This window comes from uncultured Oscillibacter sp. (genome assembly GCF_910579365.1).
Classification (GTDB): Bacteria; Bacillota; Clostridia; order Oscillospirales; family Oscillospiraceae; genus Oscillibacter.
Genome location: NZ_CAJTUX010000017.1, coordinates 1 through 22193 on the forward strand (window position 1 = coordinate 1; position 22193 = coordinate 22193).

General features: G+C 61.2%; 20 protein-coding genes. All 20 read left to right on the forward strand.

Features of this window, described 5'->3' with window-relative positions:
* A partial coding sequence (locus tag QZ329_RS06340) for an SEC-C metal-binding domain-containing protein (protein ID WP_295749796.1) occupies window positions 1-506 on the forward strand: 506 nt, incomplete at its 5' end.
* A gap of 86 nt (window positions 507-592) precedes the next feature.
* Window positions 593-1444 (forward strand): peptidoglycan editing factor PgeF, encoded by an 852-nt coding sequence (pgeF, locus tag QZ329_RS06345; protein ID WP_295749799.1) that lies wholly within the window; start codon window positions 593-595, stop codon window positions 1442-1444.
* A 77-nt stretch (window positions 1445-1521) separates the two neighbouring features.
* Window positions 1522-3054: an ABC transporter substrate-binding protein gene (locus QZ329_RS06350; RefSeq protein ID WP_295749801.1), complete on the forward strand. Its 1533-nt coding sequence runs from the start codon at window positions 1522-1524 to the stop codon at window positions 3052-3054.
* A 92-nt stretch (window positions 3055-3146) separates the two neighbouring features.
* Window positions 3147-3773, forward strand: a complete 627-nt coding sequence (gene rsmD / locus QZ329_RS06355) for a 16S rRNA (guanine(966)-N(2))-methyltransferase RsmD (protein WP_295749957.1) — start codon at window positions 3147-3149, stop codon at window positions 3771-3773.
* On the forward strand, window positions 3742-4233 hold the full coding sequence (coaD, locus tag QZ329_RS06360) for a pantetheine-phosphate adenylyltransferase (RefSeq protein ID WP_295749804.1): 492 nt from the start codon (window positions 3742-3744) through the stop codon (window positions 4231-4233). The genes rsmD and coaD overlap by 32 nt, the downstream gene beginning before the upstream one ends.
* Window positions 4234-4239: 6 nt before the next feature.
* Complete coding sequence (locus QZ329_RS06365) at window positions 4240-4755, forward strand: hypothetical protein (protein ID WP_295749807.1); 516 nt, start codon at window positions 4240-4242, stop codon at window positions 4753-4755.
* A 373-nt stretch (window positions 4756-5128) separates the two neighbouring features.
* Complete coding sequence (locus QZ329_RS06370) at window positions 5129-5572, forward strand: division/cell wall cluster transcriptional repressor MraZ (protein ID WP_295749810.1); 444 nt, start codon at window positions 5129-5131, stop codon at window positions 5570-5572.
* 7 nt (window positions 5573-5579) lie between these two features.
* The gene (gene rsmH, locus QZ329_RS06375) at window positions 5580-6515 is read left to right on the forward strand and encodes a 16S rRNA (cytosine(1402)-N(4))-methyltransferase RsmH (RefSeq protein ID WP_295749817.1); all 936 of its coding nucleotides are present in this window, start codon (window positions 5580-5582) and stop codon (window positions 6513-6515) included.
* A gap of 62 nt (window positions 6516-6577) precedes the next feature.
* Window positions 6578-7126 carry a hypothetical protein gene (locus QZ329_RS06380; protein ID WP_295749819.1) on the forward strand — a complete coding sequence of 183 codons (549 nt, stop codon included), beginning with the start codon at window positions 6578-6580 and terminating at the stop codon, window positions 7124-7126.
* Window positions 7127-7391: 265 nt separating this feature from the next.
* Window positions 7392-9917 (forward strand): penicillin-binding transpeptidase domain-containing protein, encoded by a 2526-nt coding sequence (locus QZ329_RS06385; protein ID WP_295749823.1) that lies wholly within the window; start codon window positions 7392-7394, stop codon window positions 9915-9917.
* Window positions 9918-10124: 207 nt separating this feature from the next.
* On the forward strand, window positions 10125-11564 hold the full coding sequence (locus QZ329_RS06390) for a UDP-N-acetylmuramoyl-L-alanyl-D-glutamate--2,6-diaminopimelate ligase (RefSeq protein WP_295749826.1): 1440 nt from the start codon (window positions 10125-10127) through the stop codon (window positions 11562-11564).
* 42 nt (window positions 11565-11606) lie between these two features.
* A complete protein-coding gene (gene mraY, locus QZ329_RS06395; protein WP_295749829.1) occupies window positions 11607-12593 on the forward strand; it encodes a phospho-N-acetylmuramoyl-pentapeptide-transferase in 987 nt (328 codons plus the stop codon).
* 33 nt (window positions 12594-12626) lie between these two features.
* Window positions 12627-14039, forward strand: coding sequence for a putative lipid II flippase FtsW (gene ftsW, locus QZ329_RS06400; RefSeq protein ID WP_295749832.1), 1413 nt, complete (start codon window positions 12627-12629; stop codon window positions 14037-14039).
* 76 nt (window positions 14040-14115) lie between these two features.
* Complete coding sequence (murG, locus tag QZ329_RS06405) at window positions 14116-15252, forward strand: undecaprenyldiphospho-muramoylpentapeptide beta-N-acetylglucosaminyltransferase (protein WP_295749835.1); 1137 nt, start codon at window positions 14116-14118, stop codon at window positions 15250-15252.
* Window positions 15253-15314: 62 nt separating this feature from the next.
* Entirely contained in the window at window positions 15315-16571 is a 1257-nt protein-coding gene (murA, locus tag QZ329_RS06410; protein WP_295749838.1) for a UDP-N-acetylglucosamine 1-carboxyvinyltransferase, read from the forward strand.
* Window positions 16572-16685: 114 nt separating this feature from the next.
* Complete coding sequence (locus QZ329_RS06415) at window positions 16686-17453, forward strand: FtsQ-type POTRA domain-containing protein (protein ID WP_295749842.1); 768 nt, start codon at window positions 16686-16688, stop codon at window positions 17451-17453.
* Window positions 17454-17732: 279 nt separating this feature from the next.
* Window positions 17733-18851, forward strand: a complete 1119-nt coding sequence (gene ftsZ / locus QZ329_RS06420; RefSeq protein WP_295749844.1) for a cell division protein FtsZ — start codon at window positions 17733-17735, stop codon at window positions 18849-18851.
* Between the two features lie 243 nt (window positions 18852-19094).
* Entirely contained in the window at window positions 19095-20102 is a 1008-nt protein-coding gene (gene spoIVB / locus QZ329_RS06425) for a SpoIVB peptidase (RefSeq protein WP_295749847.1), read from the forward strand.
* Between the two features lie 253 nt (window positions 20103-20355).
* On the forward strand, window positions 20356-20883 hold the full coding sequence (locus QZ329_RS06430; RefSeq protein WP_295749850.1) for an SDR family oxidoreductase: 528 nt from the start codon (window positions 20356-20358) through the stop codon (window positions 20881-20883).
* A gap of 14 nt (window positions 20884-20897) precedes the next feature.
* Window positions 20898-22010: an aldo/keto reductase gene (locus QZ329_RS06435; RefSeq protein WP_295749854.1), complete on the forward strand. Its 1113-nt coding sequence runs from the start codon at window positions 20898-20900 to the stop codon at window positions 22008-22010.
* Window positions 22011-22193 lie beyond the last annotated feature (183 nt).

Here is a 22193-nt window from a genome sequence, read left to right on the forward strand (position 1 = left end):
CGGAGATCCCCGGCAAGGGCCAGGAGGACTTTGACGCGGCCTTTACCGCCGCCGCGGAGAACTTCTACGAGGCCAAGGAGGCGGAGATTACCCCGGGCATCATGCGGGAGCTGGAGCGGGTCGTCATGCTCCGGGTGGTGGACGAGTACTGGATGGACCACATCGACGCCATGGACGATCTCAAGCAGGGCATCCGCCTCCAGGCCTACGGCAACACCGACCCGGTCATCGCCTACAAGCAGGAGTCGCTGTCCATGTTCGAGGAGATGGTCTCCGCCATTCAGGACGAGACCGTCCGGCGGCTGTACTCCGTGCGCCTGCGCAAGGACGAGGAGGTCAAGCGGGAGCGGGTGGCCAAGGGCATGGTGGAGAATGTGGGAGGCGATGGGACGAAACCCAGAAAGCAGCCCATCAAGGTCGTTAAGATTGGGCGGAATGATCCCTGCCCCTGCGGCAGCGGACTGAAATGGAAGAAGTGTACTTGCCCGGAGTACCATCAGAACTGATGGATGGGATTTTGTCCTGACGGGCGGGGAGGCTTCCGCCGGAAAGACGGCCGGTCCTTTTCCTCTGTGACTTTTTGGAGGTTTGGATGAACTCAAACGTCTGTGATTTGAAACGCGAAGGGGGGAATTCCATGCCCTTTGAGCCCCATGAAGAACATGGCTTGGTTTGGTTTGGCGCTTCCATTCTAAAGGGCGTCCGCCACGGGTTTTCCACCCGCCTGGGGGGCGCCTCCCCGGCCCCTTGGGACAGCTTGAACCTCCGCCCCGGCATGGGGGACGGGCGGGATGCTCTGCTGGAGAATTACCGCCGCTTCTGCGCCGTCATTGGGGCAGACCCGGAGCGGACCGTCCTCTCCCGGCAGGTCCATGAGACCAACGTCCGGGCCTGTACGGAGGCCGACGCCGGGAAGGGCCTCTTCCGGGAGCGGGACTATGACAGCGCCGACGCCTTGATTACCAACGTGCCGGGGCTGACCCTGTTCGTCTTTTCCGCCGACTGCGGCACCGTGTTGCTCCACGACCCGGATTCCGGGGCCGTGGGGGCCGCCCACGCCGGGTGGCGGGGCTGCGCCGGGGGCATTGTGGAAAAGACCGTCCAAGAGATGGGACGGCTTTACGGCGCGAAGCCGGAGCGCCTGCGGGCCGCCCTGGGACCCTGCATCGGGCAGTGCTGTTTTGAAAGCGACGAGGACGTCCCCGCCGCCATGCGGGAAGCCCTGGGGCAGGAGGCGGAGCCGTATCTGGAGAAGCGGGGGCCCAAGTGGCACGTGGACCTGGAGGGGCTGAACCGCCAATGGCTGCTGCGGGCGGGGGTCCTGCCGGAGAACATTGAGTCTTCCGGCCTCTGCACCGCCTGCCGCGGGGATCTGTTCTGGTCCCACCGGAAGCTGGGGGAGGCCCGGGGCGTCCAGTGCGCGGCGATTGCCGCCGGGAATTGAACGCGAGGAAATCGGGAGTCAGGGATTGGCGGGTTCGATCCCTGATTCCTTGTCCGTTGAGGTAGACGAGGTAAACTATGAAAAAACGCCTGCGCACTGTGACGTCGCTGCTGCTGCTCCTGACGCTGCTCACCGGCTGCTGGCAGGAGGAGACGCCGGAGGAAGAGGCCGACGTGCTGCCCCCCATGCAGGAGGAGACGGCGGCGAAGGAGGACGAGCCGCTTCTGCCGGAGCGTTTCGCCCTGCCCTATACGCCGGAGCAGACTTTGGACCCCATCGCCTGCCCCGACGGGATGCAGCAGGTGGCGGCGTCGCTGCTGTATGAGGGGCTGTTTCGCCTGGATGGGAACTTCGAGCCCCAGCTGAGCCTGTGTATCAGCTATACCTGCGACGCAGAGGCCAGCCGGTATGTCTTCACCCTGCGGGAGGGCGTCCAGTTTTCCGACGGCACTCCGCTGACGGGGCGGGATGTGCGATCTTCCCTGGAGCGGGCCCGGCAGTCTGAGCGCTACCGGAGCCGTTTGGGAAAGATTTCCTCCATCAGCGCCGGAGAGAACACGGTGACCATTGCGCTGAACGGCCCTGACACCGCCCTTCCGGCTTTGCTGGACATCCCCATTGTCAAGTCCGGCACCCACCAGGATGCCGCTCCCATTGGCACGGGACCTTATTTCTACGTGGAGGAGGAGAGCGGAGCCTGGCTCATTGCCAACCAGTCCTGGTGGAGAGGCGGAGGGCAGCCCGTGGACCGGATTGCCCTGGTGGAGGCCTCGGACCCGGACGCCATGCTTTACCGCTTTTCCTCGCATGAGGTTCAGCTGATTGCGGTGGACCTGACCGGCGTGCTGCCAGTCAGCACCACCGGCAGCGTTGGCTGCCTGGACGCGGAGACCACGGTATTGCAGTATGTGGGCTGCAACACCGCCCGAGCGCCGCTGGACAGCCCGTCCCTCCGGCGGGCTCTGTGGTCGGGAATCAACCGGGCCAATGTGGCCGGCGCCTTTCTCTCCGGCCATGGCAGCGCCGCGGAGTTTCCGGTGTCTCCCGCCTCCTCTCTTTATCCGGCGGACCTGGAGGAGCGCTATTCCCCGGACGGCTTTGCTGCCGCCCTGGGGGAGAGCGGCTACGTCGCGGAGCGGCCGCTGGTGCTGCTGGTAAATGAGGAGAACAGCTTCAAGCGGGCCATCGCGGACTATCTGGCGGAGACCTGGACCGCCGGGGGCCTGCCGGTGGAGGCCCAGGCGCTTCCCTGGGAGGAATACGCCGCCGCTCTGGCCGCCGGGGACTTTGATCTCTATTACGGAGAGACCCGCCTCACCGCCGGCTGGGACCTCTCCAGCCTTCTGACTCCGGGGGGAGCGCTGAACTATGGCCACTGGTCCGACCCGGCGGCCACGCAGTATCTGGCGGAGTTCGCCGCGGCGGAGAACCGTGGGGCCGCCATGCGGAACCTCTGCGCCTATCTGAAAGAACAGGCGCCCATTCTGCCGGTCTGCTTCAAATCCACCTCCGTGCTGACCCAGGCGGACGTGGTGCAGGGACTGGAACCCACGGCGGCGGAACCGTTTTATAATCTGGGGCAGTGTACCATTGCGGTGCAGGGAGATTGAACCGCCGCTTCGAGGGGTAAGCTGCCGGTTTTTGGAGAAAGCCTCTTGAAATGCGGAAGGGTTTGCCGTAAAATAGGGGAAAACTTCCCCTGCTGAAGAAGGAGAAAGCCGTTATGCGCGTAATCACAGGCTCCGCCAGGGGCCGCCGCCTGCTGGAGCTGGAGGGAATGGAGACCCGCCCCACCACCGATCGGGTGAAGGAGGGGGTTTTCAGCGCCCTGCAATTTGAGATTGAGGGACGGCGGGTGCTGGACCTCTTCGCTGGAACCGGGCAGATGGGCATTGAATGCCTGAGCCGGGGAGCGGCCTTCGCCGTCTTTGTGGACCGGCGGAAGGACGCAGCGGAGCTGGTGCGGAAGAATCTGGCCCTGACGGAGCTGGCGGACCGGGGAAGGGTGGTCAACGGGGACTCAATGGAGTTTTTGGCGGGGACGAGAGAGGGATTCGACCTGGTGTTTCTGGACCCGCCCTATGTCTCGGGCCTTTTGGAACAGGCGCTGCCGCGTCTCACCGCGCCAGGATTTGACATTCTCAATCCTTATGGTATAATCGTAGCGGAACATCCGGCGGACCGGGTGCCGCCGTCTCCCGCCCATTGCCGCCTCCAGCGGAGCTATCGCTATGGCAAGATTGCCGTGACGATCTTCCGGCGGGAGGGAACTGACGGAAATAACGAGGGATCAGCCCATGAAAACAGCCATCTGCTCCGGCAGCTTTGACCCCATTACCCTGGGCCATCTGGATATCATCCGGCGGACCGCCGCCTGTTTTGACCAGGTTTGGGTCTGTGTCAGCCCCAATGCGGAAAAGCGAAACCAGATGTTTACCCCGGAGCAGAAACTTCAGCTTGTCCGCACCGCCGTGGCGGACCTGCCCCATGTGGAGGCGGAGCTCTGGCCCGGCCTGCTGGCGGATTACGCCAGGGCCCACGGGGCCTGTGCCATCGTGCGGGGCGTCCGCAATGGAACGGACTTTGACTTGGAGTACCAAATGGCTCTGATCAACCGGGGAATCTGCCCGGGACTGGAGACCATGCTGCTGCCCGCCAGCGCTGCCTACCAGCATTTCAGTTCCTCTATGGCGAGGGAAATGATCCGCTACTGTCAGCCGCTGGAGAAGTATTTGCCCGCGTCCATTATCCCCCTTGTGGAGGATATGAGAGAAAAGAAGGGAGGATAACACCACATGGCCAATGATATCAACCGCCTGATCGACATGATTTATGAGCGGATCGAGGATGCCAAGGCCCCCGCCCTGAAGCCCAGCATGAGCATTGTGGACCGGGACGAGCTGCTGGATTTGCTGGACGAGCTCCGGGCGCAGCTTCCGGCGGAGGTGAAGCGGGCCCAGGAGCTGCTGGCCGCCCGGGAGAAATTTGTGGAGGACGCCAAGCGGGACGTGGAGCGCATGATGCGTCAGGCGGAGCTGGAGGCGAAGACTAAAATTTCCGAGAGCGAAGTGATGTACGCGGCCCGGGAAAAGGCCCGCCAGATTGTCACCAAGGCGGAGGAACGCTCCCGCCAGCTCTATCAGGTGGCAAACGGTTACGCCGAGGACGCCCTGGCTCGGACGGAGGAGGCGGTGCAGGCCGCGCTGGATGAGGTGAAGCAGTCCCGTGTCCGGTTCCGCGCGGCGTCCAACGCCAAAATGCAGGAGCAGCGGCAGAAGTTAGAGCAGAAAAACGATGAGAATAATGGTTAAGTTTACATAAAATTAAAAAAATTTTGTACAAATTGCCGGAGAAGATGTTGAAAGAGCGGCGGCTGGTACTGGATATGGATTGAAAACTGGAGAAAGAGCCCTCATCGGAGCAAAACGATGCTTCGATGGGGGTTTTTTATTTTACGAAGGGGGAGGCGAAAAAAGTAGAACGATCGTTTTAGTTTTTAGAAAATGGGAGGAAAAGAGAGGATTTTGAAGAATATGTCTCATTTTCTGTCGAAAAAAAATCCTTGCTTTTCAAAGCAGTTTTCCGTATACTAGAAAAGACAGGTGGGGAAAAGTGGGTAATAGAGGTACCAAAGTGGTGCAGAACCCCATCTCATCCCAAAAAGGGGGGAAGGGGGGCGGCTTTATGGCAAGGCTGATGGGCAAGTCCAATAACAACATCGACGCCAAGGGCCGCCTGGTAATTCCCTCCACCATGCGGGAGGCTTTGGGCGATACTTTTTATATCACCATCGGCGCCGAACATTGTCTGACGATCTACCCCCAGGACAAATGGGAGCAGATGTCTGACGAGATGGAAGAGCTGACCTACACGGAGAAAAGGGCTTTGGATTTGCTGTACGCCAATGTGGTGCAGTGTGAGCCTGACGGGCAGGGGCGGGTACAGATTCGCGCCGATCTGCGGGACTATGCGGGGCTGCGGAAGACCTGCACCATTGTGGGCCTGAATACGTTTGCGGAAATCTGGGACGAGGAGACCTGGACGGCCCGGGAACAGAGGATGCTCAACGAGGTGGATATGGCCGCGGCTATGGACGCTCTGGCCCGTGCCCGCCGGAACAGGGGGTGACGCGCCTGTGGAGTATATACATAAGCCGGTTTTGCTGGATGAGTGTATCGAGGCACTGCATATCCGCCCGGACGGAACCTATGTGGACGGCACATTGGGCCGGGCGGGACATTCCCGGGAGATCGCCCGGCGGCTGACCGCCGGCCGCCTCATCTGCATTGACCGGGACGCCGCCGCCATTGAGGCGGCGAAGGAGCGGCTGGCCCCTTGGATGGACCGTGTGACGCTGATTCACAGCAACTTTTCGGAGCTGGACGGCGTCCTGACGGATGTGGACGGGGCGGACGGAATGCTGTTTGACCTGGGCGTGTCCTCTCCGCAGCTGGACGATCCGGAGCGGGGCTTTTCCTATCAGAAGGACGCGCCTTTGGACATGCGGATGGACCGCTCCGCGCCGTTGACGGCCCGGGAGGTGGTCAACGCCTGGAGCTATGAGGAGCTCCGGCGGATGTTATACGACTTTGGCGAGGAGCGCTGTGCCCCCGCCATTGCCCGCGCCATTGTAAGGGCCCGGGAAAGCGGGCCGATTGAGACGACGCTGGAACTGGTGGATATCATCAAATCCGCCATGCCCCCGGCGGCCCTGCGGGAGAAGCAGCACCCCGCCAAGCGGAGCTTTCAGGCCATCCGCATCGCCGTCAACGGTGAGCTGGACGCGCTGCCTCCTATGCTGAAGGCGGCGGCGGACAAGCTCCGCCCCGGCGGGCGGCTGGCGGTGATTACCTTCCACTCTCTGGAGGACCGTATTGTCAAACGGACGCTGCGGGAGCTGGCGCAGGGCTGTACCTGCCCGCCGAATTTCCCGGTGTGCGTGTGCGGGAAGAAGCCGCTGCTGCGGCTGCATAAACCCGTCACCCCCAGCCCGGCGGAGGTGGAGGAAAACCCCAGAGCGAGAAGCGCCCGCCTTCGGGCGGCGGAAAAGCTGGAGACTTTGAAACTGTAAGCGCCCAACCCTAGGGCCTGTGCCCCGTGGGGGCGGATTGAGATTGGAAGGGAGGCAGCTCCATGGCGGCAGCGGCACGGGACATGCGGTATCGCGGAAGGCAGACGGTCAGCGGCAGTCTGGCCTATGACTTGGACTATGCGGTCCGCGAGCGGGAGCTGCGCCATGCGGGAGAGGCCCCCAAGGTACGAAAAGAGGCCAAGGTTCACGCCGCGCCGGCGGTTCAGGTGCGGGAACGGCAGTATGTGTCCCCCCTGGCGGTGCTGAGCATTGCGGCGGTGATGGCCCTGGCCATGCTGGTGCTGATGAATTATGTACAGCTGACGCGGCTCTCTGCGGAGACCGTGAAGCTGCAAAATCAATTGGCGGAGCTGGAGACGGAGAATGTGCATCTGACCGCCCAATACCAGCAGATGTTTGATATGGCCTCGGTGAAGGAGGCGGCGGAGGCCTTTGGTATGGCCAAGCCCAGCAGCACCCAGATGAGCCATTTGGATTTGTCGGAAGGAGATTCCGCCGTAGCGTATCAGCAGAAGGAGCCCGGGCTGTTCAGCCGGATTCTCTCGTCCCTCCACGGGGGCGTTTACGCGGTGGTGGAATATTTCGATTGACCGCCGCACTATAATGAGCTGACAAAATCCTTCGGCCCTGTTTGAGCTTCGGTTGTTCAATGTCGAACGATTTTTAACGAAACCAGCGCGTCCCCTGGGGCGGCTTCCGCCTCAGGGCCCTTTCGGCAGATTGCGGACACGGTCTGAAGCTCCAAGATACAAAGAATTCGGACGGCTCCTGCCGCCCGGAGGGGAGCGGGAAGACAGGTCTTCTTGCTCCCTTGTTTCATTCCCGTTTCAGTTTCCATATTCAGGAGGAAAAAGCATGGCGAACCGTTCCCAGAATCCCCCCCCATCCCACAGGAAAAGCGAATCCGCCCGCCGGGCCAATCAGATCATCCGGGGACGGACGCTGCTGATGATGCTGCTTTTGGGCGTGGGCACCTTCCTGCTGCTGTTCTGGAAGCTTTATGACCTTCAGATCAACCAGTATGAGGAGATGCAGGCCCGGGCCGTGCACCAGCAGACCCGGGAGACCGCCGTTACTGCCTCCAGAGGGACCATCTACGACAAGAACCACAACATTCTGGCCAGCTCCACCACAGCGGAGACGGTGTTCATTGACCCCCTGCGGATTGACCGCTTCGTCACCGCGCAGCAGAAAACCCAGGACGAGGCGGCGGCCAGGGCCCTGGAAAAAGGGGAGACCTATACCCGCCAGCCCATCTTGGACCAGAGCTACATTGCCCGGGGACTCAGCCGCATCCTGGAGATGGACCAGGAGAAGATCGAGAAGGAGATGGAAAAGACCAGCTACGAGTACATTGTGCTCCGCAACAAGACGGAGAAGGAGATCGCTGACGAGATTCGAAGATTCGTCAACGGGCAGATTGACGAGGAGGGGAACGAGGTTCCGGAAAAGGAACAGCGCACCATCACCGGCGTTTTCCTGGAGCCGGACTCCAAGCGGTATTACCCCTATAACGCCATGGCCGCCAACATCATTGGCTTTGTCAACTCGGAGAACAAGGGCAGCGTGGGCCTGGAGGCCAAGTATGACGGCGACCTCTCCGGTACCGCCGGCATGACGGTCTCCGCCAAGAACAACCGCAATCAGCCTCTGCTGTTCCAGTACGAGCAGTACTTCGACGCGGAGAACGGCAGCGACTTGGTGCTGACTCTGGACATCAATGTCCAGATCGCCCTGGAGAAGGGTATTGAAAGCATGCTCAGTAAGTTTGACGCCGCCAACGGCGGCACCGGCATCGTCATGGACGTGAACTCCGGGGCGCTCTTGGGCATGGCCTCCTATCCCAACTACGACTCCAATCAGCCCGGCGTTCTCTACGACGAGAAGCTGAAAAGCAAGTTGGATAAACAGCTGGCGGAGATCGAAAAGAACCGGGACCAATACGAGGCGCAGGACGCTGCGGCAGCGGCCGCAAGAGAGGCGGCGGGTGTGGAGGAGGACGAGAAAGAGCGGGTGAGCGCCTATGAACAGGCGGTGACCAAGGCCAAGAACGACACCATGCAGAGCCAGTGGCGCAACAAATGCGTCGACTCCACCTACGAGCCGGGCTCCACCTTCAAGCCCATCACCCTGGCGGCGGCGCTGGAGGAGGGCGTCATCAACATGAACTCCACCTACGAGTGCTCCGGCTCCGTCATGGTCAAAGGCTGGGATAAACCCTTTAACTGCTCCCGCACCTCCGGTCACGGACATCAGGTTCTGAAGGAGGCGGTGGGGAACTCCTGCAACCCGGCTTTCATCAAGATCGGCCAGACCCTGGGTACCAGCAAGTTCTATGAGTACCTCAAATCCTTCGGATTGATGGAAAAGACCGGCGTGGACATGATCGGTGAGGCGCAGGGCATCTTTGCCGATGAGAAGGACTTCAACTCCAATCTGGTCTCCCTGGCCTCTTATTCCTTCGGCCAGACCTTCAACGTTACGCCCCTGGAACTGATCCGGGCTCAGGCGGCCTGCGTCAACGGGGGATACCTCTACGAGCCCTACGTGGTGGAGCAGGTGCTGGACAGCGAGGGCAATATTCTCAGGCAGCATGAGACCAAGTGCATCCGGCAGGTCATCAGCGAGGAGACCTCCGCCACGGTCCGGGAGTGCCTGGAGTATGTGGTGGCCTCCGGCACCGGAAGGAACGGCCAGGTGGCGGGCTACCGCATCGGCGGCAAGACCGGCACGGCCGACAAAACCGGCACCCGAACTGCCAGCAACCCCAAGGGAGACATCGTGGTGTCCTTCATGTGCTTCGCTCCGGCGGACGACCCGCAGTACATTATGCTGATCACCATGGATACGCCCAGCCGTACCACGGGGACCTTCCCCTCCGGCGGCAATATGGTGGCGCCCACGGCCAGCCAGATCATGAGTGAAATTCTCCCCGTTCTGGGCGTGGAACCGGACTACACCGCCGCCCAGCTGGCGGGAGCCGACGCCGCCGTGCCCAACGTGGTGGGGCAGGACCTGGAGACCGCCAAGAGCCGGCTGGAGAATGCAGGCTTTGCCTTCCGCGCCGTGGGCAATGGCACGGAGGTCACCGCGCAGACCCCCGAGGGCGGCGCCATCGTACCCAACAACGCCTCCATCGTCCTCTATCTGGGGGAGGAGAAGAACAACGATCTTCGGACCGTGCCCAATGTGGTGGGTATGACCGCCGCCGAGGCCAACCAGGCGCTGACCAACGCGGGGCTCATCATGCGGGTGGCGGGCACCACCAGTACAGACTCCGGCAACGTGCGGGCCATTTCCCAGGACCGCGGAGAGGGGACCGAGCTGGCTCCGGGCAGCGTGGTTACCGTCCGGTTTGGCGACAGCTCCGTCCGGGACTGACCGTTCCCGGAGGAAGACCGGCAGGGGACGTTTGCCGCTCATGGAGGGCGTGGATGCGTTCCGCTGAGGCAGATGTCCGGAAAAGCGGCGGCAAGGACGCTGACAGCAGTTTTTGCCTGATTTTCGACAGTATATGCCGTATACATTGCGTTTTATCTGGGTTACAATGGCCAAGAACGTATGATGCGGGATGGAGGTTTTACAAATATGAAGCTGAAAGAACTGCTGGCGGGATTGGAAATCCGCTCCGCCGCAGCGGACATGGAGATGGAAATTGCCGGCGTCTGCTATGATTCCCGGCAGGTGCGGTCCGGCGACCTCTTTGTCGCCCTCAGCGGCTATACAGTGGATGGACACCGTTTTATTCCCCAGGCCATGGCCGCCGGAGCGGCGGCGGTGCTGTGCCAGACTCCGCCGGAGGGGGAGACGCCCTACGTACAGACGGCGGATTCCCGTCGGGCGCTGGCAGTGGTGGGGGCCAATTTCTTCGGCCATCCGGCCAGGGCCATGACTATGGTGGGCATCACCGGCACCAACGGAAAGACCACCAGCACCTACCTGCTGAAGGCGATTTTGGAGGCCAGGGGCGAAAAGGTGGGATTGATCGGCACAAACCAGAATATGATTGGAGCAGAGATACTGCCCACGGAACGGACCACGCCGGAGTCCTTTGAGCTCCAGAAGCTCTTCGCCCGGATGCGGGATGCGGGCTGCACCTATGTGGTGATGGAGGTCTCCTCTCATGCCCTGACGCTGGACCGGGTTTACGGCGTTCATTACGCAGCGGGAGTTTTCACCAACCTGACCCAGGATCATTTGGATTTCCACCAGACCATGGAGGCCTATTGCGACGCCAAGGCCATCCTGTTCCAAAACTGCGCCGCCGGCGTTGTCAACGCCGCCGACCCCTGGACGCCCCGTCTGACGGAACACGCGTCCTGCAAGCTCTTCACCTACGCCAGCGCCGGAGAGGCGGATCTCCAATGCGAGGGCGTGGTCCTGGCGGCGGATCATGTCGCCTTCACCGCCGTGCGCGGGGAAGAACGGGTTCCCGTCCGGGTGAACATTCCCGGGCATTTCATGGTAGACAACGCCCTGGGCGTTTTGGCTGCCGCCCTGGCTCTGGGAATTCCCCTGGAGGAGAGCGCTGCCGTCCTGGGCCGCGTGCCCCATGTGAAGGGCCGGGTGGAGGTGGTTCCCACGCCGGGGAAGGACTACACCGTCCTGATTGATTACGCCCACAGCCCCGACAGTCTGGAAAACGTCCTCACCACCGTGAAGGGATTTGCCAAAGGGCGGACCGTGGCGCTGTTCGGCTGCGGCGGGGACCGGGACAAAGCCAAACGGCCCAAGATGGGCCGCATTGCCGCCGGGACGGCGGACTTTGTGATCGTCACCACCGACAACCCCAGGACGGAGCGTCCGGCGGACATCATCGCGGATATCCTGCCGGGGATGGAGGGGACGGAGACGCCCTGCAAGGTGGTGGAGGACCGGGTGGAGGCCATCCATTGGGCCCTGGACCACGCGGAGGCGGGGGATGTGATTGTCCTCTGCGGCAAGGGCCACGAGACCTATCAGGAGGTAGGCTGCGAGAAGCGGCACATGGACGAGCGGGAGATCGTCGCGGATTACTTGAATAAGTGAGAAAGTACGCCTGTACAAAATCGGGCGGGGAGAGGGAGAAATATGGTTGTTACGCTGCTGCTGGCCATGGGTGTCAGCTTTCTGCTGACCCTGGTGCTGGGAAAATTCGTCATTGCGGAGCTTCGAAAGCTGAAGGCGGGACAGGAAATCCGGAAGGAAGGTCCCGCCTGGCACGCCGGAAAGGCGGGCACGCCCACAATGGGCGGTATTATGTTCATTGTTGGTTCCGGCGTCACGGCCTTCCTCATGGGCTGGGAGCCCATGCTGCGAGGGGAATTTGCCCATCTCTACGTCTATCTGTTCGCGCTGATTTTCGGATTGATCGGCTTTGTGGACGACTACCGCAAGGTTCGCCAGCACCAGAACGAAGGGTTGACGGCCAAGCAGAAGTTCATGCTCCAACTGGCGGCCGCCGTGCTGTTTCTCAGCCTGATGCGCTATGAAGGGCTGCTGACCAACCAGCTCTATGTGCCGTTTTTCAACGTGACCTTCACGGTGAACTGGATTCTCTATCTGGCCTTTGCCGCCTTTGTCATCGTGGGCTGCGTCAACGCCGTAAATCTCACCGACGGCATCGACGGGCAATCCTCCAGCGTTACCTTTGTGGTGATGGTGTTCTTCACCGCCGCCGCCGCTTTGTGGAAGATGATGCCCCTGGCCCTGTTCCCGGCGGCCCTGGCGGGGGGATTGGCGGCCTTCTTCTGCTATAATCACCATCCCGCCAAGGTCTTTATGGGAGACACCGGCAGCCTCTTTATGGGCGGTGCGGTGGCGGCTCTGGCCTTTGCCATGGATATGCCTCTGATTTTGATTCTGGTGGGAATCATCTACATCCTGGAGACCCTGTCCGATATTATCCAGGTGACGTATTTTAAGGTCACCCACGGCAAGCGCTTTTTCAAAATGGCCCCGCTGCATCACCATCTGGAGCTCTCCGGCTGGAGCGAGGCAAAGCTGGTGACGGTGTTCTCCAGTGTGACGGCTCTCTTCTGCATTCTGGCCTGGCTCGGCATTCAGGGGAGATATTGATAGAGTCAAATTTCGAAGCAGAGGAGGAACCCTATGGCGTCCCGTAACAGCTCCGCCGCCCGGCGGGAGCCGCCCCGGCCTCAGCGCCGTCCGGAGTCTCAGCGCCGCCCGGCGCAGGCACGGAGAAGGCCGGTCCAGCAGCGTCCGGCGCAGGCGCGGGGAAAAGCGGCCCAGCAGCGCCCGGCGAAGCCCCGGCAGAGTGTCGCCATACCATTTCCCGTTCCCCAGCAGCGGCCCCGCCGCCGTCCTCTGAGCCGAGAGGAGGCCCAGCGCCGCCAGGAGCAGCGCCTGCGCCAGCAGGCCCTGGAAGAGGAGAGCCGGGAACTGGCCAAGGGCCCCATTGATCTGCCCTTTTGCCTTCTGGTGCTGCTGCTGACGGCCATTGGCCTTGTCATGCTGCTTTCCGCCAGCTTCCCCTCTGCTTATTACACCACCAAGAAAAACGACCCGACATACTATTTTGTCCGTCAGGCGGTGTTCGCCATGATGGGCATCGCGGCCATGCTTTTCATCGGCAAGATCAACTACCAGCGCTTCCGGGGCGTGGCGAAGACGCTGCTGTACGTCTCCATCGTCCTTTTGATTCTGGTCATCATTCCCCACAACCCCCTGGCGGTCACCCGCAACAACGCGACCCGCTGGCTGGGCGTGGGCGAGCTCTTCACCTTTCAGCCCTCGGAGATTGCCAAGATGGCGGTGGTCATCTATTTCTCCGACAGCATATCCAGGAAGAAAGACATGATGCGGACCTTCCGCTACGGCATCCTGCCCTATGCCATGATCCTGGTGGTGACGGCGGGACTGGTGGCCGTGGAGCCCCACCTCTCCGGCGCGATTTTGATTCTGGGCGTGGGCGCGGCGCTGATGCTGGTGGGGGGGATTAACTGGGCCTGGGTTTTTGGGGCCCTGGGCTCGGCGGCGGGGCTTTTGTACTTCGCCCTGTTCGTCGTGGGCTATAATACCTCCCGCATCCAATACTGGCTGAACCCGTGGGCAGACGCCCAGAACAAGGGCTATCAGCTCTCCCAGAGCTTGATTACCATCGGCTCTGGCGGCCTTCTGGGCGTGGGCCTGGGGAAGAGCCGGCAGAAATTCCTGTTCCTTCCGGAGGAGCACAACGACTTCATCTTCGCCATCATCTGCGAGGAGCTGGGGCTGATTGGAGCCTCCATCATCATGGTGCTGTTCGCGGCGCTGATTCTTCGGGGATATTGGATTGCCCTGCACACCCGCAGCCGGTTCGGCAGTCTTCTGGTGATCGGCGTCACCACCCTGATCGCCATGCAGACGTTTTTGAACATCGGCGTGGTAACGGGACTGCTGCCCACCACCGGCATCTCCCTGCCCTTTTTCAGCTACGGGGGCACGGCCCTGTCGATTCAATTGGCGGAGATGGGGGTAGTGCTGTCGGTCTCGCGGCAGATGCGCCCAACCAAAGCGGGATAGACTTTGTGGAGAAGGACCCCGGCCGGTTCCCCGGACCGCCGGAGGGCCGTTCTTCAAGGAAACGGAGACGTTCGCCATGAGGAAACCCTTACAGCGTGTGATTTTTACCTGCGGCGGCACGGCGGGACATGTGAATCCCGCCATCGCCCTGGCCCAGCTGACTCTGGAGAAGAATCCCCAGGCGCAGATTCTGTTTGTCGGCGCGGAGCGGGGACTGGAAAAGGACCTGGTCCCCCAGGCGGGCTACGACTTCAAGACGGTCCACATCTCCAGCTTTCACCGCTCCTTCAAGCTTGCCGAGATCAAGCACAACGTGATTTCCGTGGGCAATCTCCTCCGGGCCCCGGGGGAGGCCAGAGCCATTCTCCGGGCCTTCCGGCCGGACGCGGTGGTGGGCACGGGGGGCTATGCCAGCTATCCCATGGTCAAGGCCGCCGCCAAGGCGAATATTCCGGCGGCGGTCCACGAGTCCAACATGGTCCCCGGACTGACCACCCAGATGCTGGAGACCTACGCCGACAAAATCATGGTGGGCTTCGAGTCCTGCCGGAAGCACTACCGCCGCCCGGAGAAGGTAGTGGTGACGGGTACACCGGTGCGGAGCGACTTCTTTTCGATGACAAAGCTCGAGGCCAAGCGGGCCCTGGGCGTGGACGACGGGAGACCGCTGATCGTCTCCTTCTGGGGCTCTCTGGGGGCCTTGGGCATGAACCGCCAAATGGCGGATTTTCTGGCCCTGGAGGCGGCGAAGCAGCCGTTTCACCACATCCACGCCGCCGGGAAACAGGGCTGCCCCCTGATGCTGGAGGCCCTGCGGGAGAAGGGCGTGGACCTGGGAACGCTTCCCTCACTCCAGCTTCGGGAGTACATTTACGACATGGCCCCCGTCATGCGGGCGGCGGACCTGGTGATCTGCCGGGCGGGGGCTTCCACCATCAGCGAGCTGACGGCGCTGGGAACTCCTGCGCTGATGGTCCCCTCTCCCTATGTGACCAACAACCATCAGGAAAAAAATGCCCAGGCGCTGGAGGAGGCCGGCGGCGCCGCGGTGCTGCTGGAGACGGAGTGCTCCGGTCAGGCGCTGTTTCAGGCCGCCAGCGGCATTCTCCATGACGAGACCCGACGCCAAAGAATGGAAGAAGCCATGTCCGCTCTTGGAATCCGGGACGCGGCGGAGCGCATTTACCAGACGGTGAATGAAATTCGAAAGTAACCAGAAATCCTCCTGGCCCATAGGATGGAGCGTTACACCATTCTTTGAGCGGAGGGACGGAAATGAGCCAGTTAATCATAAGAGGCGGCAGCCGCCTGCGGGGCGAGACCGAGATTCAGGGGGCGAAGAACAGCGTTTTGCCCATACTGGCGGCCACGCTTCTGACGGCGGACCAGGTGGAACTGCGGGGCTGCCCCCGTCTGCGGGACGTGGACGCCTCGGCCCGTATTCTGCGGAGCCTGGGCTGTGAGGCCCGTTGGGAGGGGAACACCTTTTTGGTGGATACCAAGGACCTGAGCGGCTGTGCCGTCTCAGATACGCTGATGCGGGAAATGCGGTCCTCCGCCATCTTCCTGGGAGCCATTCTGGCCCGTTGCGGGCAGGCGGAGCTCAGCTATCCCGGCGGGTGCGAGCTGGGTCCCAGACCCATTGACCTGCACCTCTCGGGCCTGCGGGATTTGGGGGCGGAGATCGACGACGCCGGGGGAACGCTTCATTGCAGGGCCGCCCGGCTTCGGGGAAGGGAGATCGTGCTGAGCCTGCCCTCCGTGGGAGCCACGGAGAATTTGATGCTGGCGGCCTGCGGCGCCTCCGGCGTCACCATCATCGCCAACGCCGCGCGAGAGCCGGAGATCGTGGACCTTCAGAATTTTCTGACCGCCTGCGGGGCCAGGGTTTCCGGCGCGGGGAGCTCCACTGTTACCATTGAGGGCGGACGGGAGCTTCACGGCTGTACTTATACCGTTATGCCGGACCGGATTGCGGCGGCTACGTATCTCTGTGCGGCGGCCTCCGCCGGGGGAGAGGTCTTCCTGCGGGGCGCGAAAGAGGAGCATTTGTCCACGGTTACGGCCATTCTGCGGGAGGCGGGGTGTACCCTCCTCTCCGATGAAAACGGCGTGGCCTGCACATGCCGGGGCCGCATGTCGGCGGTTCGCCCGGTGCGGACGGCCCCCTATCCCGGTTTTCCCACCGACGCCCAGGCCATCCTGATGGCGTCGCTGCTGAAGAGCCGGGGCGCCACGGTGTTTGAAGAGAACATGTTTGAAAACCGATACCGCCATGTGGATGAACTGACCCGCATGGGAGCCGGTATTCGGGTCTCCGGCCGGGTGGCGGTGGTCTCCGGGGTGGAGCATCTCCACGGCGCGCCGGTGCGCTGCACGGACCTTCGGGGCGGGGCGGCGCTGTGCGTGGCGGCTCTGGCGGCGGAGGGGGAGACCGCAGTCTCTGAAATCAGCCACATTGACCGGGGCTACGAGGACCTGGCCCGGGACCTGAGAGCCCTGGGGGCGGATATTGTCCGCGCTGAGAATTGACGGGCGAAAACGTACTTAACCTGAAAGAGAGCGGGGGCCGTCCGCGGCCTTCAGCGGCGGTTCCCAGGGGCGTTTCCTGGGAGACGCCTGGAAGATAGAATTGGAGCGGCAGTCATGGCAAGAAGGAAACATTCGAAGCGGCGTAGGGGAGGGGGGGGATTTCTCTATAAGCTCCTGTCCGTTCTGCTGATCTGCACGGCGATTATCTTGGCCATGACGCTGTTCTTCCGGGTGGACAACATCGTTGTCACAGGGCAGAACCGTTATACGGCGGAGGAGATACAGGCGGCCTGCGGCGTGGAGCTGGGGGCGAATATGTACCTTTTAAACAAATATGACGTACGGCGGAACATCTGGGACCAGCTGCCTTACATTGAAGACATTCGGGTGAACCGGAAGCTGCCGGACACACTGCTGATCGAGGTGCGGGAGAGCGGCCGGCCTTTTGTGCTGATACAGGAGGAGATTGCCTGGCTCATCAGCAGCAGCGGAAAAATTGTGGAGCAGGTCCCGGAGGCAGAGGCCGGACAGTATGGCCTCATCTCCGGCTGCGAGCTGCTGGCGCCCTCGGTGGGATCCTCCATCGCCCTGGCCACGGAATATGCTTCGCAGCAATCCAGCCTTCTGGACCTTCTGGCCGCCTTGGAGAGAGCGGGATTGACGGAGAACGTGGACGGGATTCGTCTGGATGACCTTGGCTGTCTGAAAATGGACTACATCGGCCGCTTCACGGTGCGGATGGCCTACGGCGCGGATTACGACTGGGAGCTGAAGAAGCTGACCGCCACTCTGGAGAGTGAAAAAATTCAGAGCAATATGACCGGAACCATTGATCTGCAGCTGAAGAGCGACGAGGTCAGACTGATTCAAAATGTACGCTGAGTGGAGGTTGGGTCAGGATTTTTTGAGAATTTGCGTCGAAAGTGAAACAGACACTTGACCGGAGAGAAAAAGTGGCATACAATAGAAAAAGAGTGTTATGGGTGCCGGGGACTGGAAAAACGTTCCATAAACCGGCGCCCTGGAGAGAGAACGGAGTCAGCCGGCGGGGCTGAATCCGCGAACATTGCCCGTTTCAAGGGCGGGAATCGTAAATGTACCATCTCTGCCATGGCGCGCATGGCAGGGGTATCCGCACAAATGATAGCAGGAGGCAGCACTATGGCAATTGCTTTGGAAACCAGTCCCGACACCGTTGTAAACATCAAGGTGATCGGTGTGGGCGGCGCTGGAAACAACGTGGTGAACCGCATGGTCAGCTCCGGTACAAAGGGCGTGGACTTTGTGGCGGTGAATACGGACAAGCAGGCGCTGAATATCTCCAGCGCCGCTTACAAAATTCAGATTGGCGAGAAGCTGACCCATGGACAAGGGGCGGGATCGGACCCAGAGGTGGGCCGCAAGTCCGCCGAGGAGAGCCGCAACCAGATTGCCAAGGCCCTGGAGGAGACGGATATGGTCTTCATCACTGCCGGTATGGGCGGCGGCACCGGAACCGGCGCGGCCCCCATTGTGGCGGAGCTGGCCAAGGAGCTGGATATCCTCACGGTGGGCGTGGTGACCAAACCCTTTGGCTTTGAGGGCCGCCGCCGCATGCAGCAGGCCGAGGGCGGCATTGAGGAGCTGCGGACGAAGGTGGATTCTCTGGTCATCATTCCTAACGAGCGGCTCAAGCACGCCACGGACCAGAAAATTACATTTGCCAACGCCTTTGAAATTGCCGACGACGTGCTCCGCCAGGCCGTGCAGTCCATCTCCGATCTGATTCGGGACACCGGCTTCATCAACCTGGATTTTGCTGACGTCACCGCTATTATGAAGGACGCGGGCCTTGCGCACATGGGCGTGGGCCGCGCCGCCGGAAAGGGCAAGGCGGAGGAGGCCGCCAAGATGGCCATTTCCAGTCCCTTGCTGGAGACCAGTATCAACGGCGCCCGGGGCATTTTGATCAATGTGGCCGGTTCTCCCGACATTGGCCTGGAGGAGATCGAGCAGGCTGCCGGACTGGTGCAGGCCTCGGTCCACCCCGACGCCAATACGATTTTCGGCGCTACCTTCGACGAGACGCTGGATGACGAGATTCGCGTGACAGTCATTGCCACCGGCTTTGAAAAGGCCCCCGGTCAGCTGCCCAAGATGGCGGAGGAGGCCGCCAAGACAGAGGAACCGGCCGCCCCGGCGGAGCCTGTGCCGCTGAAGGAGGAGGATGTGCCCAAACCGGAGGTCCCCGAGGATGACCCGTTCGAGGCGATTTTTAACATTTTTAATAAAAGAGATTGACGCGGCCTCAAGAAAAACTATAAGACCCTGGGGGAATTTTCCTCCGGGGTCTTTCTCATGCGTTGCCGCGCCGGAACAGGCAAGCCGCACCATGGAGGCGCTGCCGCTTTTTGCTTGTGCTGAACGCGGAGTTTCGGCAAATGATAAACAGGCCGGAACGCGATCTGCGGATATGTCCGAAAAATGGCTGCGGCTTGGATCGGAGGCGTGTTTCCGGCGAGATGATGGAAAGGGGTGATCTGATTGTATGGACCTTCAAAAATCGCAAAGCGGGCGCTGGGCACCGGGGCGGCGCTGGCGCTTGCGTTTTTGCTGTGCGCCGCAATGCCTGTAGAGGCGGCGGGGCCCAGAATGCTGGTTCCGGTGGGGCATACGGTGGGCATCAAGCTGTTTTCAAGAGGCGTGGTGGTTGTGAAGCTCACGGAAGGCGGGACTCCCGCCAGAGAATGCGGTCTCCGGACGGGGGACGTGATCGTGGAGTGCGGAGGCAGCGCGGTGACGTCCACAGAGCAGTTCCAGTCCCTGCTGCAAAAAAGCGGCGGCAGCGCCGCAGATTTGCAGATCAACCGGAATGGCAACCAGGTGACGCTTTCGGTGGAGCCTGCCCAGAACGAGCAGGGCGTCTATTGCATTGGCGCCTGGATTCGGGACAGCATGGCGGGAATTGGTACGATGACGTATTATGACCCGGCCACCGGCGTCTTCGGCGCGTTGGGCCACGGCGTTACGGACACGGACACAGCGCTGTTGATGCCCTTCTCCAACGGGTCCATCCTGCCCTCTACAGTGAAAGCGGTGAAGCGGGGGGAGGTTGGTTCCGCCGGGGAACTGCGGGGCGATTTTGACTTAACCGGCGATTTGGGACCGCTGTACGCCAATACGGCCAGCGGCATTTTCGGAACGATGGAGGAACCGATTGCAGAGGCGGAAGCAATTCCGGCCGGCACGGCTCTGCCTGGGCCGGCGGTTATCTTGGCCAATGTCCGGGGAGATGAGGTCGAGGAGTATGAGATTGAAATTTTGAAGGTGGTTTCCGGTACGGCGGATGGCCGTGATCTGGTGCTCTCCGTCAAGGACCCGGCGCTGCTGGAGGTTACCGGCGGCATTGTGCAGGGGATGAGCGGTTCTCCGATACTCCAAAATGGCCAAATTGTGGGTGCGGTGACCCATGTCCTGCTGAACGATCCTACCAAAGGTTATGGAATTTTAATCGATCATATGCTGGAAGCGGCTGGGAACGGCGCAAGTTAATCCCAGGCGGCGAGAGCACCCACTTGGGATGGTGTCCTCCAAGTGGGTGCTTTCCCTTTATTGGAAAAAGGGCTGCTATTTTGGCGGACCGCGCCTGCTGGGAAAGGCGGCGCAACCTGCGGGCTCCTGAGTCCGGGACGGCTGCGCGCCGGCAGCCCTGTTTTGAGATGCGCGGGAAGTGGAAATGTTCTTGACTTGGAGTCCACTTTAGGCTATATAATGGTTTCATCTGATCATAGAAGGAGGAATCAATATGAAAGGGGTTATGCTTTGGACTGGTGCGGGGCAAATCGGCATGGCAATTGCCCGCCGGGCCGGATTTGGCAAAAAGATCGTGGTGGGCGATCGAAGCCGGACAAACGCCCATACGATTGCCAAGACGATGATGGACGCCGGGTTTGACGTGACAGCGGTGGAGACGGATATTTCCTCTAGAGAATCCATCCTTTCCCTGACCCGAGAGGGACAGAAGTACGGGGAAATCTCCATGCTGGTCAATGCCGCCGGCGTATCCCCCAGCCAGGCGCCCGTTGCGTCCATTCTGAAGGCGGACCTCTACGGCGCCGCCGTTTTGCTGGAGGAGGTGGGGAAGGTGACCGCCCCCGGCGGCGCGGGGGTGACCATCTCCAGTCATTCCGGCTGGAGGATGCCCGCACTGACGCCTGAGGAGGACGAGCTGCTGACGGGGCCCCAAGGCACTTTCATCACCGGCACGGATGTTCTGATTGACGGCGGAGCCACGGCCTCGTACTTCTATGGCCCCTTAAAACCAACGACTTGACAGGAGGACTTCCGATGGAGAACATCAAAAAGAATTTTGGCTTTGGCGCGATGCGCCTGCCCATGCAGGACGGTGAAGTGGACATCCCGCAGACCTGCCGGATGGTGGATGCGTTTCTGGACGCCGGCTTTAACTATTTTGACACGGCCCACGGTTACCTGGATGGCAAAAGCGAGCTGGCCCTGCGGGAGTGCCTCACCAGCCGTTATCCCAGGGACCGCTACATCCTCACCGATAAGCTGACCAATTTCTATTTCAAACAGCAGGAGGACATCCGGCCCTTTTTCCAGAGCCAGCTGGAGGTTTGCGGCGTGGACTACTTCGACTTTTATCTGATGCACGCCCAGAGCATGGAAAACTTTTCCATGTTCAAGCGCTGCCATGCATATGAGACGGCGCTGGAGCTGAAGGCGGAAGGGAAAATCCGTCATTTCGGCATTTCCTTCCATGACCGGGCGGCGGTGCTGGAGCAGATTTTGACCGAGTACCCGCAGATCGAGGTGGTTCAAATTCAGTTTAACTATGTGGACTACGAGGACCCCGCCGTGGAGAGCCGGAAGTGCTACGAGGTCTGCCGCAGATTCGGCAAGCCGGTCATCGTCATGGAGCCGGTGAAGGGCGGCAATCTGGCAAAGCTCCCGGAGAAGGCTGCGGAGATTCTGGACGCGCTTCACGGCGGCAGCCCCGCCAGCTACGCCATCCGGTTTGCCGCCGGGTTTGAGGGGATGATGATGGTCCTCTCCGGTATGAGCAGCCTGGAGCAGGTGGAGGAAAATATCCGCTTCATGCAGGACTTCCAGCCTTTGAACGACCGGGAGCTGGAGGCCATCGGCAAGGTGCGGGAGGTCTTCCGTTCCATGCACCTGATTCCCTGTACCGCCTGCCGGTACTGCGTAGAAGGGTGTCCGCAGAACATTTCCATTCCGGACCTGTTTGCCGTTATGAACACCAAGCAGATATACCACGATTGGAACGCGGACTATTACTATAACGAGGTCCACACGAAGCAGGGCGGCAAGGCCAGCTCCTGCGTCAAATGCGGCAAGTGCGAAAAGGCCTGCCCCCAGCATCTGCCCATCCGGGAGCTGCTGGAAAAGACGGCACAGGAATTTGAACAAAAGGTCTGAGGAAAATGGGGAGGACGGCGGGCAGCGGCGGCCTGGGGGATTTGACGATGCCAAGATGCTGTCTGCCGCCAAGTCCTGGGGCAGGCTTTCGTCAATCACCATGACGTACGCTTCCATTTTTATCGCTCCCGTCCGATGTTGCGCTCGTGGAGAACGGCTGCGGAAGTCACCGCTGTAATCACA

Coding starts and splice junctions, on each gene's coding strand:
- QZ329_RS06370 (WP_295749810.1), top strand. CDS start 5,129: ATGGCAAGGCTGATGGGCAAGTCCAATAACAACATCGACGCCAAGGGC.
- QZ329_RS06430 (WP_295749850.1), top strand. CDS start 20,356: ATGAAAGGGGTTATGCTTTGGACTGGTGCGGGGCAAATCGGCATGGCA.
- murA (WP_295749838.1), top strand. CDS start 15,315: ATGAGCCAGTTAATCATAAGAGGCGGCAGCCGCCTGCGGGGCGAGACC.
- murG (WP_295749835.1), top strand. CDS start 14,116: ATGAGGAAACCCTTACAGCGTGTGATTTTTACCTGCGGCGGCACGGCG.
- pgeF (WP_295749799.1), top strand. CDS start 593: ATGAACTCAAACGTCTGTGATTTGAAACGCGAAGGGGGGAATTCCATG.
- ftsW (WP_295749832.1), top strand. CDS start 12,627: ATGGCGTCCCGTAACAGCTCCGCCGCCCGGCGGGAGCCGCCCCGGCCT.
- QZ329_RS06385 (WP_295749823.1), top strand. CDS start 7,392: ATGGCGAACCGTTCCCAGAATCCCCCCCCATCCCACAGGAAAAGCGAA.
- QZ329_RS06380 (WP_295749819.1), top strand. CDS start 6,578: ATGGCGGCAGCGGCACGGGACATGCGGTATCGCGGAAGGCAGACGGTC.
- mraY (WP_295749829.1), top strand. CDS start 11,607: ATGGTTGTTACGCTGCTGCTGGCCATGGGTGTCAGCTTTCTGCTGACC.
- QZ329_RS06415 (WP_295749842.1), top strand. CDS start 16,686: ATGGCAAGAAGGAAACATTCGAAGCGGCGTAGGGGAGGGGGGGGATTT.
- QZ329_RS06390 (WP_295749826.1), top strand. CDS start 10,125: ATGAAGCTGAAAGAACTGCTGGCGGGATTGGAAATCCGCTCCGCCGCA.
- ftsZ (WP_295749844.1), top strand. CDS start 17,733: ATGGCAATTGCTTTGGAAACCAGTCCCGACACCGTTGTAAACATCAAG.
- QZ329_RS06350 (WP_295749801.1), top strand. CDS start 1,522: ATGAAAAAACGCCTGCGCACTGTGACGTCGCTGCTGCTGCTCCTGACG.
- QZ329_RS06365 (WP_295749807.1), top strand. CDS start 4,240: ATGGCCAATGATATCAACCGCCTGATCGACATGATTTATGAGCGGATC.
- coaD (WP_295749804.1), top strand. CDS start 3,742: ATGAAAACAGCCATCTGCTCCGGCAGCTTTGACCCCATTACCCTGGGC.
- QZ329_RS06435 (WP_295749854.1), top strand. CDS start 20,898: ATGGAGAACATCAAAAAGAATTTTGGCTTTGGCGCGATGCGCCTGCCC.